Genomic DNA, 17813 nt, shown 5'->3' with positions numbered 1-17813 from the left:
CATGGCGATGGAAAAAATCGTGGTAAAAGGTGCACGAGCTCACAACTTGAAAAATATCGATATTGAAATACCGCGGGACAAATTAGTGGTGTTAACAGGGTTATCAGGTTCTGGTAAATCTTCTTTAGCTTTCGATACAATCTATGCAGAAGGACAAAGACGTTATGTTGAATCGCTTTCGGCGTATGCAAGACAGTTTTTAGGTCAAATGGATAAGCCCGATGTAGATTCGATCGAAGGGTTGTCGCCTGCTATTTCAATCGATCAAAAAACAACGAGCCGAAACCCTCGTTCCACCGTCGGAACTGTGACCGAAATCTATGACTATTTGCGCCTTTTGTTTGCTCGTGTAGGAAAGCCTATTTGTCCTAATCATGGAATTGAAATCACGTCTCAAACGATTGAGCAAATGGTAGATAGAATTTTAGAGTACCCTGAACGGACAAAACTTCAAGTACTGGCCCCTGTGGTATCTGGCCGAAAAGGCACCCATGTAAAAGTATTAGAAGATATTAAAAAGGAAGGGTACGTTCGCATTCGAGTAGACGGAGAAATGCGTGAAATAACAGAAGAAATTGAACTGGAAAAAAACAAAAAGCACTCCATTGAAGTAGTGATTGATCGCGTTGTTGTAAAAGAAGGTGTAGCCGCTCGCTTGTCGGACTCTTTGGAATCAGCTCTTCGCCTTGGAGATGGGAAAGTAATTATTGATGTAATAGGTGAGGAAGAACTGCTTTTTAGCGAGCATCATGCTTGTCCAAAATGTGGCTTCTCAATTGGAGAACTTGAGCCCCGCATGTTTTCATTTAATAGTCCGTACGGGGCGTGTCCAACGTGTGACGGGTTAGGAACGAAATTGGAAGTGGATAAAGATTTAGTGATTCCTAACTATGACTTAACACTTCATCAGCACGCAATTGCACCTTGGGAGCCAACAAGTTCTCAATACTATCCGCAGCTGCTTGAAGCCGTATGTACACATTACGGCATTGATATGGATGTGCCGGTTCGAGATATTCCGGAACATTTATTTGATAAAGTATTATATGGCAGCGGTAAAGAAAAAATTTACTTTCGCTATGAAAATGACTTTGGCCAAGTAAGAGAAAATCATATCGAATTTGAAGGCGTGCTTCGGAACGTAGAGCGTCGCTATCATGAAACAAGTTCAGATTATATCCGAGAGCAAATGGAAAAATATATGGCTCAGCAGGCTTGTCCAAAATGTAAAGGAAATCGCTTGAAACGCGAAAGCTTAGCGGTGCTTATTGACGAAAAGCATATAGGAGATACAACGCGTTTTTCAGTAAAAGAAGCATATGACTTTTTTGAAAGTCTCAGTTTATCTGAAAAAGACATGAAGATTGCGGATATGATACTGCGTGAAATTCGTGAGCGTCTAAGCTTTCTCATTAACGTGGGACTTGATTACTTAACTTTGAACCGCTCTGCTGGAACTCTTTCAGGAGGAGAAGCGCAGCGCATTCGCTTGGCTACTCAAATCGGTTCTCGTTTGACCGGGGTTCTTTATATTTTAGATGAACCTTCTATCGGTCTTCATCAACGTGACAATGATCGCTTAATTCGCACAATGCAAGACATGCGCGATATTGGGAATACGTTGATTGTTGTAGAGCATGATGAAGATACGATGATGGCAGCTGATTATTTAATTGATATCGGACCAGGAGCCGGCGTACACGGGGGTGCCGTGGTTTCTCAAGGCACCCCTCAGGAAGTGATGGATGATGAAAATTCCTTAACGGGTCAATATCTATCAGGAGAGAAGTTTATTCCACTTCCAGCCGAAAGACGTTCGATAGATAAAGATCGGATGATTGAAATTATAGGAGCAAAAGAAAACAATTTAAAAAATGTAAAAGCAAGGCTTCCGTTAGGTGTATTCACGGCTGTTACAGGTGTATCTGGATCAGGTAAGAGTACGCTTGTAAATGATATTCTTCACAAGTCATTGGCGCAAAAGCTGCATAAAGCAAAAAGCAAAGCAGGAGAACATAAAGAAATCAAAGGCATTGAACATTTAGATAAAGTCATTGATATTGACCAGTCTCCAATAGGTCGTACGCCTCGTTCAAACCCTGCAACCTATACAGGTGTATTTGATGACATTCGAGATGTATTTGCACAAACAAACGAAGCAAAAGTGCGCGGATATAAAAAAGGCCGTTTTAGCTTTAACGTGAAAGGCGGCCGCTGTGAAGCTTGTCGAGGAGACGGTATTATTAAAATCGAAATGCATTTCCTGCCAGATGTATACGTCCCTTGCGAAGTCTGCCACGGCAAACGATATAATCGTGAAACTTTAGAAGTAAAATACAAAGATAAAAACATTTCAGATGTGTTGGATATGACGGTTGAAGACGCGCTTCACTTCTTTGAAAACATTCCAAAGATCAAGCGGAAGCTGCAGACCATTTACGATGTAGGACTTGGCTATATCACGCTTGGACAGCCGGCCACTACTTTATCCGGTGGAGAGGCACAGCGTGTAAAGTTAGCTTCAGAGCTTCACCGTCGCTCAACAGGAAGAACGCTGTACATTTTAGACGAACCGACTACCGGTCTTCATGTCGATGATATCGCACGGTTATTAAAAGTGCTCCAGCGTTTAGTTGAAAATGGAGATACAGTTCTAGTGATCGAACATAATTTAGACGTGATCAAAGCAGCTGATTATCTACTTGATTTAGGGCCTGAAGGTGGAGATAAAGGCGGACAAATCGTGGCTACGGGTACGCCGGAAGAAGTGGCAAAAGTAAAAGAATCCTATACGGGTCATTATTTGAAGCCAATTTTAGAACGTGACCGTAAGCGTATGGAGAAAAAAGTTGAAAAAGCAGAGGCATTAACTCGTTAAAAGACACCAGCACTGGTGTCTTTTTTATAAAGAATGAAACTTTTTAACTCATTAAACCGTAATACATGATATAAGGAGTTGATTATCATGGAAGGAAATCGCGTACTATCTTCCTTAAATTATTTCAGCGTTTTCTTTGCACCATTTTTATTACCTATTATTATTTATTTTGTTGTTCATAACATAGAAGTAAAGAAACATGCAAAAACTGCATTTTTGTCACATTTATTACCTATCGCTACAGCGATCTTGTTCTTATTCTTCTTGCTTCCTGCTCTTACTGGCTCTAGTGGAACGGTATTTATTCTTTTAATTGTAGCTTTAGTTGTTGTTTCTTTAGTTAATGTTGTTGTGTTTGTATGGAATATTGTAAAAGGGATACAAATATTAAGTAGATAAAAAATTAAATGACTAAAACGTAAAGAGGAGATGGAACGTATGAGTGAAAAGCGCAAACAAATTTTACAGATGGTAGAAGAAGGAAAGCTTAGCGTAGATGAGGCTTTAACTTTGCTAAATTCACTGGAAAAAGACTCAGCTAATGATTCTTCCTCTGCTACGCCTGATAAAGCTGAGCTTTCCCCTTATGTAGGAGGAAAACAGAAAAAAACGTACGCTTCTAAGTCATCTCAAAGCTCTTTAAAAGAAAAATTATTTACATTTGTAGATCAAACGGTAAAAAAGTAAAAGAAGGAGATTTAGATTTTAACTTTGGTCCTTCGATTGACGTTCAGCACATCTTTCAACAATCAGAAGCATATATTCAAGAGATTGACGTAGATTTAGCAAATGGAAGCGTCCAACTCCGACCATGGGGGAGTACAGAAGTAAGAATAGAGTGTGAAGCTGCTATCTACAAAGTAGAGAATTCGGATGAAGCGCGCCGCACTTTTTTGCAGCATACGGCATTTTCCATTGAAAATGGCAAACTGCGCTTTGCAATTCAGCAAAAGCAAATGAAGGTGAAAGCAATTATTTATATTCCAGAAATGGAATATGAACACGTTAAACTCCGTATGTTTAATGGTTCAATCGATGGGGAAAGACTAAGCGTACGAGACCTGAAAGCCAAAACAGCTAATGGCACCATCCGCTTTTACGATGTGAATAGCCATTCTCTTGAAATGGAGACGTCAAATGGGCATATGGAACTTTCTCGAATACTCGCTTCAAAATGTGAGCTTGAAACAATCAATGGAACGGTTAAATTTGATGGGGACACAAAGAAAATTGACGTTCAAACATTTAACGGAGATATTGATACGTATTTAAAAGGAGAGCGCATTGAAAAAGCATTTTTCAAAACGACTACGGGGAGCATTACGCTCTATACGCCGCCCCACCTCTCCGTTGATGGAGATTTGAAATCTAACTTTGGGAATTTTACATGTACCCTTCCTGAGATGGAAATAGTAGATGAGAAAAAAGAAACAGTGATGAAACAACTTCGTTTCAAAGCCAATGTCGCTTCGCCTAAAGGCTATAAATTGTTAGCGGAATCCAAAACGGGCTCAATTGTTATAAAATAGAAAACGCTTGTTTTAGTAAAAAAGCAAAGGAGATGATTAACGTGCGAAAGTTGTATCGTTCGCGAACAAATCGCAAGCTTGCGGGTGTTATCGGCGGTATTTCTCAGTATATCGGACTAGACGCTTCGCTACTGCGCGTATTGTTTATCATCAGTTTATTTTTTACAGTAGGTACCCCGGTCATTTTATATATGATTTTTGTGTTTTTAGTTCCAAATGAAGAAGGAGATTTCTAAAAATGTTATTGCGTGGAATCATTAGTATTTTAATCAATGCCCTCGTATTAATCGTAATCGCAGGTTATATTGACACCTTTCACTTGGAATCAGTCAGTGCAGCTATTATCGCAAGCTTGATTCTATCGATTTTGAATGTGTTTGTTAAGCCGATTTTAATTTTACTCACCCTGCCGGTGACATTTCTTACGCTTGGCCTATTCTTATTCGTCATTAATGCCATTACGCTGATGATTACACAAAGTGTTATGGGAGATTCTTTTAATATTGACGGGTTTGGTACAGCGCTTTTAGCCTCGGTAATCATGTCGCTTCTAAATGCGCTTATTCAACGAGTGATTGTTGAACCGCTTCAAAATAAAAGATAACTTTCTTGCAATATTTAATTTTCTAAAAAAGATGGTAAGGCGATGCAGCCTATGCCATCTTTTTTTCTTTTCTTTCCGTATTAATGATAAAATAAAGTGGCTAGTAGAACCAAACGCGACATAAAAGCGAGAGTTGGATATACTGTAGACATGAACAGGTATATGACTGTTCATAAAAGGAGGATGCACGGTGGTTAAAGTACGTACAAAAGACATCATTGAGAAATTTAAATTAGAGCTTATTAGCGGAGAAGAAGGAATCGACCGCCCGATTTCAACGAGTGATATTTCACGTCCAGGTATTGAAATGGCAGGTTATTTTACATATTACCCAGCAGAACGTATCCAGCTGTTAGGTAAAACAGAACTATCATTTTTTAAACAGTTAGATGATGAACAAAAAAAAGTTCGAATGGAAAAAATGTGTACAGATATCACGCCGGCTATCATTGTTTCCCGCGAAATGGATGTACCGAAAGAACTTATTGAAGCTTCAGAGCGTGAATCAGTTCCTGTGCTGCGTTCAAGCTTTAAAACAACGCGACTTTCCAGCCATTTAACGAATTTTCTTGAAAGCCGGCTAGCACCTACTACTGCCCTGCACGGCGTATTAGTTGATATATACGGAATTGGTGTATTAATCATGGGAAAAAGCGGCGTTGGTAAAAGTGAAACAGCTCTAGAGCTTGTTAAGAGGGGACATCGCCTAGTAGCTGATGACTGTGTGGAAATCCGTCAAGAAGATCAAGACACGCTTGTAGGAAATGCACCTGGCTTAATCGAGCATTTGCTTGAAATTCGAGGACTAGGGATCATCAATGTGATGACGCTATTCGGCGCAGGAGCTGTACGAAGCTATAAGCGAATTTCACTTGTTATTCAGTTAGAGACATGGGATCAGCAGAAACATTATGATCGCCTTGGTTTAGAGGAAGATAAAATGAAAATTATTGATACAGACGTTACAAAAATTACATTGCCAGTACGTCCGGGACGAAACTTAGCTGTTATTATTGAAGTGGCAGCAATGAACTTCCGCTTAAAGCGTATGGGTATTAACGCAGCAGAACAATTTTCTGCACGTCTAACAGATGTAATTGAAGAAGGAGACCGTGAAGATTTATAAGAAAGGGTGTTAACTTGTGGAAGCAACTATTCAGCCGTTAGATCGCGTTTTCCTTGAAATTGGCCCTCTAACGGTCTACTGGTACGGTGTAATTATCGGTGCAGGTGTTCTGTTAGGTCTTTATATTGCGACAAGAGAAAGTGTAAGAAGAGGCTTATCAAAAGATACATTTGTTGATCTTATTCTATTTGCTGTGCCAATAGCTATTATTTGTGCACGAATTTATTATGTATCCTTTGAATGGGGATACTATTCAAAGCATTTAAATGAAATACCTCAGATTTGGCAAGGTGGGATCGCCATTCATGGTGGCTTAATCGGAGGCGTATTAACTGCCATTGTGTATTCGAGAGTAAAAAAGATTTCATTCTGGAAGTTGGCTGATATTGCTGCGCCTAGTTTAATCCTTGGCCAAGCCATTGGGCGCTGGGGCAACTTTATGAATCAAGAGGCACATGGGGGGCCGGTTACCCGTGCTTTTTTAGAAGGGTTGCACCTTCCAAATTTTATTATTAACCAAATGTATATTAACGGTACATATTATCACCCTACATTTTTATACGAATCATTATGGGATTTTGCCGGATTTATCCTGTTGATGGTACTTCGCCGCACCAGTCTGCGAAAAGGAGAAATCTTCTTATCTTATTTAATCTGGTACTCAGTTGGACGCTTCTTTGTAGAAGGGCTTCGCACGGATAGCTTAATGCTGACGCATACACTCAGAATCGCTCAAGTTGTTTCACTTGCACTGATTGTCATAGCCATTATCTTAATTATTATCCGCCGCGTGACGGGAATGAGTAAACAGAAATACTTAGAGAATGAAGAAGCACAATCTAAGGCGTAAATGAAGAAAAGCTACAAGGTTTACAAAAACTTGATTTGACGCAAGGGAAGGAAATGAATAATGACGATTAATACGGTTTTGTTTGATTTAGACGGTACGTTAATTGATACAAATGAATTAATTATTGCCTCATTTACTCATACGCTTAATCACTATTATCCTGAACAATATACTCGTGAAGATATTTTACAGTTCATGGGTCCGCCTTTATACGACACGTTTGTAGAAATGGATAAAACGAAAGTAAACGAAATGATTGAGATGTATCGCACGCATAATCTAGCCAATCATGATTTGCTTGTTAAAGAATTTGAAGGTGTAATTGAAACAGTTAAATGGCTGCACGAGAAGAATTATAAATTAGGTATTGTCACAACAAAGCAAAGAAATACGGTTATGATGGGGCTTAAGTTAACAAAGTTAGATCAGTTCTTTGATACGATTGTCGCAATTGAAGACGTAACAAATGCAAAGCCGCATCCTGAGCCGGTAGAAAAAGCACTGAAGCTGCTTGATGCTAAACCTGAAGAAGCCCTGATGGTGGGAGATAACCATCACGACATCGTTTCTGGCCAAAGAGCTTATACGAAAACAGCTGGAGTTGCTTGGAGTGCAAAAGGAAGAGACCATATCGCTTCTTATAATCCTGATATTATTTTAGAAAATATGACGGATTTAATTGATATATTAAAAGGAGAACGTCAGTGAGAAAAACGACGCGCTATCCGGTTAAAGGGGCTAACTCCCTTTGGCATGTCTATAAGACCGTGCCTTTTTGGAAAGTAGTGCGCAACTTCCTTATCATTCAATGCGCTCGCTATACGCCGTTTCTTTCGATGAAAAACTGGCTGTATAAAGCGTGCTTAGGGATGAAAGTAGGACCTCAAACATCCTTTGCCCTTATGGTGATGCTCGATATTATGTTTCCTGAAAAAATACAAGTGGGACGCAATACGGTCATTGGATACAATACAACTATTCTCGCTCATGAATATCTGATAACGGAATATCGTCTTGGAGATGTCATCATTGGAGATGAAGTGATGATTGGAGCAAATAGCACCATCCTTCCAGGTGTAACAATCGGCAACGAAGCGGTTGTAGCGGCTGGAACGGTGGTTCATAAAGATGTAGCACCCGGTTTCTTTGTTGGAGGTAACCCTATGCGTGTCATCTATACAAAAGAAGAAATGGAAAAGCGCAGGGAAGCAGAACCTAAAGCCACAACTTAGCAAGAACTAAGCTGTGGCTTTTTTTGTAAATTTGAACAGCTGGCGGTTGACGGCTGACTTTATCGGGTGTAAACTATCAATAACTTTAATTTGTTATTTCGCTAATACATTAGTGTGATAAAGTAAAATCAACCTATCAATGGTTCCTTAATAGATAAAATCAAGCTTAAAGGACGTGTCGGAATGTCAAAGTTATTTATGTTTGAAAAACCCCTTGGAATGAGAGATACCCTGCCAGCTCTTTTTGAAAGAAAAAAACAAGTTCGCAGTCAGCTGGCAGATGAAATCAGCAGCTGGGGCTATCAATATATGGCAACGCCTACTGTGGAATACTACGAGACGGTAGGAAGCGCATCAGCTATTTTAGATCAACAATTGTTTAAACTTTTAGATAAAGAAGGGCATACACTTGTGTTGCGACCGGATGTAACAACGCCATTTGCACGTGTGGCCGCTTCAAAACTTTTAAATAATTCTCCTTTGCGCTTAGCTTATGAAGCAAATGTATTCCGAGCTCAGCAGCGTGAGGGTGGCCGCCCGGCGGAGTTTGAACAAATAGGCGTTGAGCTAATTGGAGACGCTACGATGAGCAGCGATGCTGAAGTCATTGCTCTCATGATCGGCGCGTTAAAAAGAGCCGGACTTAAATCATTTAAAGTGGCAATTGGCCACATCGGTTTCGTTAATTCGCTTTTTTTAGAAATTGTCGGAAATGAAGAACGTGCTAACGTGCTTCGCCGCTTTTTATATGAGAAAAATTACGTGGGCTATCGTAATCATGTAAAAGATTTGAATCTATCTTCTATTGATAAACAGCGTCTCCTTCAGCTGCTTAATCTGCGCGGAGATGAAAAGAAGATTGAAGAAGCGGTTGAACTAGTTGAAAACGAAGCCGGTAAAAAAGCAGCAGGTGATTTGAAAAAGCTATGGAATATGCTTGATGCGTACGGTGTAACGGATGAAATTAAAATTGATTTTAACTTAGTCAGTCATATGAGCTATTACACAGGTATTTTATTTGAGGTTTTTGCTGAAAATGTTGGTTTCCATATTGGTAATGGAGGACGTTATGACCAGCTTCTTGAAAAATTCGCATCTAAAACGCCAGCTACAGGATTTGGAATTCAGCTCGACCGCTTAATTGAAGCGCTGGGCGAAGAAGTATATGAGCCTTCAGCAATATACGGGATATTATATAGTCAAGAGCGTTTAGATGAGGCATTAGCTTTAGCTGCTGAACAGCGCAAGCAAGGATACCGGGTAGTGACTCAGGAAATTGCAGGCGTTGATGATGTTGATGTATTTACTGCACAGTTTGAAGAAGTCACGTTTCTAATTGGAAAACGAGGCAAGGGGGGACAATAATGAGTGAATTATTAACAATTGCAATGCCAAAAGGACGTATTTTTGAAGAAGCAGCTGAACTTTTGCGTCAAGCAGACTTTCAATTGCCGCCAGAATTTGACGATTCGCGCAAGCTTATTGTAGACATTCCTGAAGAGAACATGCGCTTTATTTTAGCGAAACCAATGGACGTTACTACTTATGTAGAATACGGAGTAGCGGATCTTGGTATTGCAGGTAAAGACGTAATGTTAGAAGAAGAACGAGATGTCTATGAGCTGTTGGATTTAAATATTAGTAAATGTCACCTGGCCGTTGCCGGTTTGCCTAATGCTAAAAAATCAGAAATTGCTCAAAAAGTGGCAACCAAATATCCAAATGTAGCATCCACTTATTTCAGGGAGCAAGGAGAGCAAGTAGAAATTATTAAATTGAATGGTTCGATTGAATTAGCGCCTTTAATCGGCCTTGCTGATCGGATCGTTGATATTGTATCAACGGGACAAACACTAAAAGAGAACGGACTTGTTGAATTGGAGCATATTGAAGATATTACATCGCGTTTGATTGTGAACCCTGTGAGCTATCGTTTAAAAGACGAACGAATTGATGATTTAGTGAATCGTTTAGCCCAAGTGGTTCAACCTGTATAAAAGAGGTGACATACATTGAAAATTACACGTGTAACAGAACAAGTGAGCTTAAAGCGTACAATTGATCAAGGGACGAGTGCTCAAAGAGAAATTGTCGTAAATATTTTAAAGCAGGTGCAAGAGCAAAAAGACGAAGCTTTAAAAGGTTATACAGCCCAATTTGACGGCGTTAAGCTTTCTTCTTTGCTTGTGACAGAAGAAGAAAAGAAGCGTGCTTATGAGCTGGTTGATTCAGATATGCTGTCAATTATTCGTGAAGCTGCTGACAACATTCGTGATTACCACGAAAGAATGATCGAGCAGTCTTGGATGACAACAAAAGAAGACGGCACCATTTTAGGGCAGAAAGTAACGCCTTTAGATGCAGTAGGTGTTTATGTACCGGGAGGCCTTGCAGCGTATCCTTCCTCCGTTTTAATGAATGTCATTCCTGCTCAAGTGGCAGGTGTAAAACGTATCGTGATGGTTTCACCTCCAGGAAAAGACGGTGCGCTTCCTGCTGGAGTAGTTGTAGCAGCGAGTGAGCTTGGGGTCGAAGAAATTTATAAAGTAGGGGGAGCTCAGGCAGTAGGAGCCCTTGCCTATGGAACAGAAACAATTCAACCTGTCGATAAAATTGTAGGGCCTGGTAATATCTTTGTAGCATTAGCAAAAAGAGAAGTATATGGCTTAGTAGACATTGACTCAATTGCTGGACCTAGTGAAATTGTCGTACTAGCAGACGATACGGCTAAGCCGAACGAAGTGGCAGCTGATTTATTGTCTCAAGCAGAACATGACAAATTAGCTTCAAGTATTTTAGTTACGCCTTCTATGAAGTTAGCCGAAGCTGTTAAAGAAGAAGTGGAAAGACAAGTAGAATCTTTACCACGTAAAGAAATTGCAAAACCTTCTATTGATAACCATGGCGCTATTTATGTGACCGGTTCATTAGAAGAAGCGCTTGAAGCTGTTAATCAATTAGCTCCCGAGCATTTAGAAATTATGACTGAAAGTCCGCTTGAACTTTTAGGTTCCATTCGTCATGCCGGTGCTATTTTTCTAGGAAGATATAGCTCAGAACCTGTTGGTGATTATTTCGCTGGACCAAACCATGTTCTTCCAACCAATGGGACAGCGAAATTCTCAAGTCCTTTATCAGTTGATTCATTTGTGAAGAAGTCTAGCATTATTTCATACAGCCAACAAGCCCTGCAGAAAAATGTCTCGAAAATCGCAGCGTTTGCTCGTTTAGAAGGGCTAGAAGCACATGCAAGGGCAGTTGAAGAACGCTTTAAAAAATAAGGTGGAGATTAAAAGAAAAGAGTAGAAATGTGCTTTTCTTTACTTATTACATGCACAGTTGAAAGGAGTTTCACAATGAGAGAGTCAAGTATTAAACGTACAACAAACGAAACGGATATTGCATTAGCGATTGGAATCGATGGAGAAGGAAAAGCGAACATTGATACAGGCGTTCCTTTTTTGAATCATATGCTCGATTTATTTACAAAACACGGACAGTTTAACCTCGATGTAAAAGCAGATGGAGACACCGAGATTGATGATCACCATACAACGGAAGATATCGGTATTTGCCTTGGTCAAACGTTCAAAGAAGCGCTCGGTGATAAAAAAGGAATTAAACGCTATGGAAATGCTTTTGTACCAATGGATGACGCGTTGGCTCAAGTCGTAGTAGATTTAAGCAATCGTCCTCATTTTGAATTTAAAGGTGACATTCCCGCGTCGCGCGTCGGTACATTTGATACAGAGCTTGTGTATGAATTTTTATGGAAATTTGCATTAGAATCTCGCATGAATGTACATGTAATCGTACACTACGGTAAAAATACACACCACATTATTGAAGCGGTATTTAAGGCATTAGCACGTGCTTTGGACGAAGCGACAACCATCGATCCGCGTGTCAAAGGTGTGCCTTCGACGAAAGGGATGTTGTAAATGATTGGGATTATTGACTATGGGATGGGAAACTTGTACAGCGTAAGTAAAGCTCTTGAACGATTAAACTATGACTATATTATCTCCGCAGATCCTGCAGAACTAAGAAAGGCAAAAGGGCTGATTCTTCCTGGAGTTGGAGCATTTAAAGATGCGATGGAACAGCTGAATCAAACAAAGCTGACGGACTTTATTAAAGAAGAAGTAGCAACAGGAATGCCTTTGCTTGGAATTTGTTTAGGTATGCAGCTTTTATTTGAAGAAAGCGATGAGAACGGCGTAACAAAAGGGTTGGAACTGTTAAAAGGGAGAGTAGAGCGTATTCCCGGCATTACTGCCGAAGGACAGACATATAAAGTGCCGCATATGGGCTGGAACTCTTTAGATTTTCATCAGCAGTCTCCTCTGCTTGATGGAATCAGTGAAGGTCACGTTTACTTTGTTCACTCTTATTACGTAAAAACAAATGACCAAGACGTGCTTTTAGCAACAAGTCCTTATGATGTTGAAGTTCCAGCGGTTGTTGGAAAAGAACACGTATTTGGCACTCAATTCCATCCTGAAAAAAGCAGTGCAATCGGAATGCAAATGCTGCAAAATTATGCAAACTTCGTAGAGAAAAGGAGCCCATCGTATGAGCAAATTTGAAATATATCCAGCCATTGATATGCGCGGAGGAAAGTGCGTCCGTTTACTTCAAGGAGATTACACAAAAGAAACGGTATACGGTGATTCTCCGGTAGATATGGCCACACAATTCGCAAGTGAAGGCGCTCAGTGGATTCATATGGTTGATTTGGACGGGGCAAAAGCGGCCAAGCGCGTGAATGATGAATTTGTGCTAGGCGTGAAAAAGAAATTAGGTGTACGTGTGCAAATTGGAGGAGGCATTCGCTCAGAAGCTGACGTTGCTTACTATTTAGAACACGGAATTGACCGCGTTATTTTAGGAAGTGCAGCTATTTCTAATCCTGAATTTGTGAAAAAAATGCTGAAGGAATATGGTGCGCGTATTGCTATTGGTATCGATGCACGTGATGGCTATGTGGCGACGGAAGGCTGGGTGGAAACATCTACAATCAAAGCAACAGAACTAGGAAAAGAATTGGCTAATGCTGGTGCGGAAACATTTATTTTCACGGATATCTCTACGGATGGTATGCTGTCTGGTCCTAATGTGGAAGGAATTGTTGAAATGGCTAAGGCTACTGGAAAAGGTGTTATTGCATCAGGGGGAGTTAGTAAACTTGCTGATTTAGATGCACTAAAGAAATATGAAGCTGACGGCGTTATTGGTGCGATTGTAGGGAAAGCACTTTATACAAATAAGTTTACAGTAGCTGAAGCACTTCAAGAGGTGAAAGCGTAATGATTACAAAACGAATCATTCCTTGTTTAGATGTAAAGGACGGCCGTGTGGTAAAAGGAGTTCAGTTTGTGGAACTTCGAGATGCAGGAGATCCTGTAGAGTTGGCGAAATTTTACGATGAGGAAGGCGCAGATGAATTAGTCTTTTTAGATATTTCTGCTTCTCATGAAGGACGCAAAACGATGGTACATGTTGTAGAAGAAGTAGCATCTCAGCTAGCGATTCCTTTTACGGTGGGCGGAGGAATTAATGCATTAGAAGATATGAAGAGAATGCTTCGTGCTGGTGCAGACAAAGTGTCATTAAATACAGCGGCCGTACTCAATCCAGCACTGATTACAGAAGGATCCGACTTTTTTGGAGCTCAGTGTATTGTGGTAGCCATCGATGCTAAGTACGATGAAAGCTTACAATCATGGCGAGTCTATACACACGGAGGCCGCAACGCAACGGACTGGGAAGTAATCGACTGGGCAAGAGAAGCAGTGAAGCGCGGTGCTGGTGAGATCTTGTTAACGAGTATGGATAAAGACGGCGAAAAGTCAGGGTTTGATTTAGCGTTAACCAAAGCAGTCAGTCAAGCGGTGAGCGTTCCCGTTATTGCTTCTGGCGGCGCAGGGAATGGTCAAGATTTTGTCGATGCGTTTGAAAAAGGAGCAGCTGACGCGGCTCTGGCGGCTTCGATCTTTCACTATAAAGAAACATCTGTAAAAGAAATTAAAAGCTATGCAAAACAACAAGGAGTGAGCATTCGATGACGATTGAAAACATTAAATTCAACAGTGATGGACTTGTGCCAGCTATTGTACAAGATGCTGTGAGCAAAGAAGTCTTAACATTGGCTTATATGAACGAAGAATCACTTCAAAAATCAATTGATACACGTGAAACTTGGTTTTACAGCCGTTCTCGACAAGAGTTGTGGCACAAGGGCGCAACCTCTGGTAATACACAAAAAATTGTGAGCATGGCATATGACTGTGATGCTGATTCTCTTGTTGTAAAAGTGGAGCCTCAAGGTCCCGCTTGTCATACGGGGGCTTACAGCTGTTTTAATGAAACAATTCTTGGCGAAAATAAACAAAACGATAATCGGTTTGCAATTATTAATGAGCTAGAAGAAGTAATCGCTAAGCGTGAAGCTGAAATGCCAGAAGGAGCTTATACGACGTACTTATTCGATAAAGGCGTAGATAAAATCCTCAAAAAAGTAGGAGAAGAAGCTGGTGAAGTGATTATTGCAGCAAAAAATCGTGACCATGATGAGCTGAAGTGGGAAGTTGCAGATTTACTGTACCACGTACTTGTTTTACTTCGTGAGCAAAAGCTGCCTTTAGACGATGTCCTATCAGTATTAAAGGAACGTCACACTAGCTAATAGCTACATAGTAAAAGGAGAGAAGGAGTTGTCTCATTTTAGATAAAAGAGGCAAAACCTTCTCTTATTTGCGTCAAGAAACGACTGCTTGCAGGCTCCTTTTTTGAATAGAGGTATTAAACTTCTTGGCAAATGTGATATACTACGAACGTCGAAATTATCAACTTATTTGGAGGGCTTAATGGAAAAACACTCAAAAGTAATTCAAAAAATGGCACAAGTAATTCCATTTTCGCAAACGGGTGACTTCTATTTCGAAAAAGCGCTGCAGGCGTTTGAAGAAGAGGAGTCAGATAAAGCGCTCAAGTATTTAACGCGTGCAAACAAAGAAAATGCCCGTAATCCACAGCTTCTTACAAACGTTGGAGTAGCTTTAACGGAGCGGGGAGATTATCAAGATGCCAACGAGCTTTTTCTCCATGTGATTCATCATATGGACGATACATTAGGAAGCTGTTACTACTATATAGCCAACAGCTATGCGCATCTTGGACTGTTTGAAGAATCAAAAAAATACGCGATGTATTACATTGAGCATTTTCCAAATGGTGACCTCTTTCGATCGGCTACAGATCTGTTAGATTTACTATCAATTGATGTGGATGAAGAAGATGAAGAGCCTAAAAATCAGCTAGGCGACATGCTGATTATAAAACAAGAACAAGCAAAAAGACTGCTTGAAGCAACGAATTTTGAAGAAGCAGTGGATTTGTTAACTGAAATAATTGATGAGTATCCAGAATTCTGGTCTGCATATAATAATTTAGCGTTAGCTTATTTTTATTTAAATAAAATTGATGAGGCAATGGATTTGCTGAATGAAGTATTGGAGAAAAACCCTGGAAATCTTCATGCGTTATGCAATCAGCTGATTTTCTATTATTATTGCCATAAGCATAAAGAAGTTGAGGAGCTTACAGACGGGCTTAGCCGCGTTTATCCGATGTCATTTGAACACCGCTATAAGCTTGGAGCAACATTTGCGTTGATTGGTCAATACAGACTATCATACAGATGGTTAAAAAAGCTTTATACACAAGGTTTTCAAGGAGACAACTCATTTCATTATTGGCTTTCATACGCCTCTTACTATACTGGACATGAAGCCTTCGCTAAAGAAATGTGGAAGCTGGCATTGGAAGACGTTCCTGATAAAGAAGGAGAGGAGCCTTGGCGCATCAGTCAAAAAGCTGCGAAGGTTTTTCAATCGAAAGTGGATGTTACAGCGAAAAAGAAGTGTGCAACAAACAATGTTCACGATCAGCTTTACAGCTTGTATATGGCAAAAAAGCTTCCTGAACAGCAGCGTCTGCTTCTTTTAGAAGAAATCAAGTCGTCCATACATATGAGTACACTTTTGGATGAAGTATATACGTATGTATGGCAGGATAAACAACATGTGATTTTTGAGGTGGCAGATGTTATTGAACTGGAGATGGAATCGCAGACTGAAAGTGATACCCAGGATCTTTTAAGCTTTTGGTTTTATGTATATGTACAGGTATATAAACAATCCTATGATTTTCAGCATGTGAACGTAAATGCATGGGCTGCAGCTGTCACATATATATGGGCGAAAGAAAAAAGCCAGGCTATTACTCAAGCCGATGCGGCAAAACAATATTCCATTTCCGCTGCAACAGTTAGAAAGTACAGTAAAATTGTGAATACGTTATTAAATTGAGCAAAAAAATAGACGATAATAGGAAGAACATATTAGGATAGTGGTAACGAAATAATTATCCATAAATTTGGAATCAACTACGAAGGAATTTCCTAAAAGGAGTGTAAAGCAATGACAGAAGAAAAAATTTATGATGTCATTATTATTGGAGCAGGTCCAGCAGGTATGACTGCTGCTGTATATACATCTCGTGCAGATTTATCAACACTAATGATTGAACGCGGAATTCCAGGCGGTCAAATGGCTAATACGGAAGATGTAGAAAACTATCCAGGTTATGATCATATCCTTGGTCCAGACCTTTCTAACAAAATGTTTGAGCATGCAAAAAAATTCGGTGCGGAATATGCGTACGGTGATATTAAAGAAATCATCGACGGAGAAGAATACAAGACAGTTCGTGCAGGCAGCAAAGAATATAAAACACGTTCAGTAATCGTTGCTACTGGTGCTGAATATAAAAAATTAGGCGCGCCAGGAGAAAAAGAACTAGGCGGCCGCGGCGTATCTTATTGTGCTGTATGTGACGGCGCATTTTTTAAAGGTAAAGAGCTAGTCGTTGTAGGCGGTGGAGACTCTGCGGTTGAAGAAGGCGTATATTTAACACGCTTCGCAACAAAAGTAACAATTATTCACCGACGCGATGAGCTTCGCGCGCAGAAAATCCTACAGCAGCGTGCATTCGACAACGAAAAAGTTGATTTTATTTGGAATACAACGGTCAAAGAAGTAAATGAAAAAGACGGTAAAGTAGGCAGCGTAACGTTAGTAGACACAAAAACAGGTGAAGAGCGCGAGTTCGGTGCGGACGGCGTATTCATTTATGTTGGAATGGTTCCACTAACAAAACCATTCGAAAGCCTAAACATCACGAATAAAGAAGGATATATTGAAACGAACGAGCAAATGGAAACAAAAGTACCAGGTGTGTTCGCAGCTGGAGACGTTCGTGAAAAAGCTCTTCGTCAAATTGTAACAGCTACAGGTGATGGCAGCATTGCTGCTCAAGCGGCTCAGCACTATGTAGAAGAGTTAAAAGAAAAGTTAAAAGCTATTCAGCAATAAGGCTGAAATCAATCTTTTACAAAACGTAATTCGGTTTTAACTGTTCTGTAACACCTGTGAAACATTGATGGGGTACTATATAGATAGTAATTGACCCCCTTTTATAAAATATATGTATGTCGGGCATAGGACGTGTTCCTATGCCTCTTTTTTGTGA

General features: G+C 40.1%; 20 protein-coding genes. All 20 read left to right on the top strand.

Annotated elements, in window-relative coordinates; all coding sequences use genetic code 11:
* Nucleotide 1: 1 nt before the first annotated feature.
* Nucleotides 2–2878, top strand: coding sequence for an excinuclease ABC subunit UvrA (gene uvrA / locus N178_RS07865; RefSeq protein WP_045291665.1), 2877 nt, complete (start codon nucleotides 2–4; stop codon nucleotides 2876–2878).
* A gap of 87 nt (nucleotides 2879–2965) precedes the next feature.
* Entirely contained in the window at nucleotides 2966–3277 is a 312-nt protein-coding gene (locus tag N178_RS07860) for a hypothetical protein (protein ID WP_014457822.1), read from the top strand.
* A 39-nt stretch (nucleotides 3278–3316) separates the two neighbouring features.
* The gene (locus tag N178_RS27485; RefSeq protein WP_237758420.1) at nucleotides 3317–3565 is read left to right on the top strand and encodes an SHOCT-like domain-containing protein; all 249 of its coding nucleotides are present in this window, start codon (nucleotides 3317–3319) and stop codon (nucleotides 3563–3565) included.
* Nucleotides 3505–4407 carry a DUF4097 family beta strand repeat-containing protein gene (locus tag N178_RS07855; protein ID WP_337588877.1) on the top strand — a complete coding sequence of 301 codons (903 nt, stop codon included), beginning with the start codon at nucleotides 3505–3507 and terminating at the stop codon, nucleotides 4405–4407. Before N178_RS27485 ends, N178_RS07855 begins: the two co-directional genes overlap by 61 nt.
* A gap of 41 nt (nucleotides 4408–4448) precedes the next feature.
* Nucleotides 4449–4643: a PspC domain-containing protein gene (locus N178_RS07850; RefSeq protein ID WP_029714382.1), complete on the top strand. Its 195-nt coding sequence runs from the start codon at nucleotides 4449–4451 to the stop codon at nucleotides 4641–4643.
* Between the two features lie 2 nt (nucleotides 4644–4645).
* A complete protein-coding gene (locus tag N178_RS07845; RefSeq protein ID WP_045291664.1) occupies nucleotides 4646–5011 on the top strand; it encodes a phage holin family protein in 366 nt (121 codons plus the stop codon).
* Nucleotides 5012–5201: 190 nt separating this feature from the next.
* Nucleotides 5202–6137 (top strand): HPr(Ser) kinase/phosphatase, encoded by a 936-nt coding sequence (hprK, locus tag N178_RS07840; protein ID WP_013059726.1) that lies wholly within the window; start codon nucleotides 5202–5204, stop codon nucleotides 6135–6137.
* Nucleotides 6138–6153: 16 nt separating this feature from the next.
* A complete protein-coding gene (gene lgt / locus N178_RS07835) occupies nucleotides 6154–6987 on the top strand; it encodes a prolipoprotein diacylglyceryl transferase (protein WP_045291663.1) in 834 nt (277 codons plus the stop codon).
* A gap of 60 nt (nucleotides 6988–7047) precedes the next feature.
* Nucleotides 7048–7695, top strand: coding sequence for a pyrophosphatase PpaX (gene ppaX / locus N178_RS07830; RefSeq protein ID WP_045291662.1), 648 nt, complete (start codon nucleotides 7048–7050; stop codon nucleotides 7693–7695).
* On the top strand, nucleotides 7692–8219 hold the full coding sequence (locus N178_RS07825; RefSeq protein WP_013059723.1) for an acyltransferase: 528 nt from the start codon (nucleotides 7692–7694) through the stop codon (nucleotides 8217–8219). Before ppaX ends, N178_RS07825 begins: the two co-directional genes overlap by 4 nt.
* A 183-nt stretch (nucleotides 8220–8402) precedes the next feature.
* Nucleotides 8403–9584, top strand: coding sequence for an ATP phosphoribosyltransferase regulatory subunit (locus N178_RS07820; RefSeq protein ID WP_045291661.1), 1182 nt, complete (start codon nucleotides 8403–8405; stop codon nucleotides 9582–9584).
* The gene (gene hisG, locus N178_RS07815) at nucleotides 9584–10216 is read left to right on the top strand and encodes an ATP phosphoribosyltransferase (RefSeq protein ID WP_013059721.1); all 633 of its coding nucleotides are present in this window, start codon (nucleotides 9584–9586) and stop codon (nucleotides 10214–10216) included. Before N178_RS07820 ends, hisG begins: the two co-directional genes overlap by 1 nt.
* Nucleotides 10217–10231: 15 nt before the next feature.
* Nucleotides 10232–11500, top strand: coding sequence for a histidinol dehydrogenase (gene hisD, locus N178_RS07810; RefSeq protein WP_045291660.1), 1269 nt, complete (start codon nucleotides 10232–10234; stop codon nucleotides 11498–11500).
* A gap of 75 nt (nucleotides 11501–11575) precedes the next feature.
* Nucleotides 11576–12160 (top strand): imidazoleglycerol-phosphate dehydratase HisB, encoded by a 585-nt coding sequence (hisB, locus tag N178_RS07805; RefSeq protein ID WP_013059719.1) that lies wholly within the window; start codon nucleotides 11576–11578, stop codon nucleotides 12158–12160.
* Complete coding sequence (gene hisH / locus N178_RS07800) at nucleotides 12161–12808, top strand: imidazole glycerol phosphate synthase subunit HisH (RefSeq protein ID WP_045291659.1); 648 nt, start codon at nucleotides 12161–12163, stop codon at nucleotides 12806–12808.
* Complete coding sequence (gene hisA, locus N178_RS07795; protein ID WP_045291658.1) at nucleotides 12795–13529, top strand: 1-(5-phosphoribosyl)-5-[(5-phosphoribosylamino)methylideneamino]imidazole-4-carboxamide isomerase; 735 nt, start codon at nucleotides 12795–12797, stop codon at nucleotides 13527–13529. Before hisH ends, hisA begins: the two co-directional genes overlap by 14 nt.
* Nucleotides 13529–14287, top strand: a complete 759-nt coding sequence (gene hisF, locus N178_RS07790; RefSeq protein ID WP_045291657.1) for an imidazole glycerol phosphate synthase subunit HisF — start codon at nucleotides 13529–13531, stop codon at nucleotides 14285–14287. Before hisA ends, hisF begins: the two co-directional genes overlap by 1 nt.
* Nucleotides 14284–14907, top strand: a complete 624-nt coding sequence (hisIE, locus tag N178_RS07785) for a bifunctional phosphoribosyl-AMP cyclohydrolase/phosphoribosyl-ATP diphosphatase HisIE (RefSeq protein WP_045291656.1) — start codon at nucleotides 14284–14286, stop codon at nucleotides 14905–14907. Before hisF ends, hisIE begins: the two co-directional genes overlap by 4 nt.
* A gap of 181 nt (nucleotides 14908–15088) precedes the next feature.
* On the top strand, nucleotides 15089–16591 hold the full coding sequence (locus N178_RS07780; RefSeq protein WP_045291655.1) for a tetratricopeptide repeat protein: 1503 nt from the start codon (nucleotides 15089–15091) through the stop codon (nucleotides 16589–16591).
* A gap of 111 nt (nucleotides 16592–16702) precedes the next feature.
* Nucleotides 16703–17656 carry a thioredoxin-disulfide reductase gene (gene trxB, locus N178_RS07775; RefSeq protein ID WP_013059713.1) on the top strand — a complete coding sequence of 318 codons (954 nt, stop codon included), beginning with the start codon at nucleotides 16703–16705 and terminating at the stop codon, nucleotides 17654–17656.
* Nucleotides 17657–17813 lie beyond the last annotated feature (157 nt).

This window comes from Priestia aryabhattai B8W22, assembly GCF_000956595.1.
Classification (GTDB): Bacteria; Bacillota; Bacilli; order Bacillales; family Bacillaceae_H; genus Priestia; species Priestia aryabhattai.
Note: the sequence above shows the minus strand (reverse complement) of the source record. Positions and strands in the feature narration are given on the sequence as shown.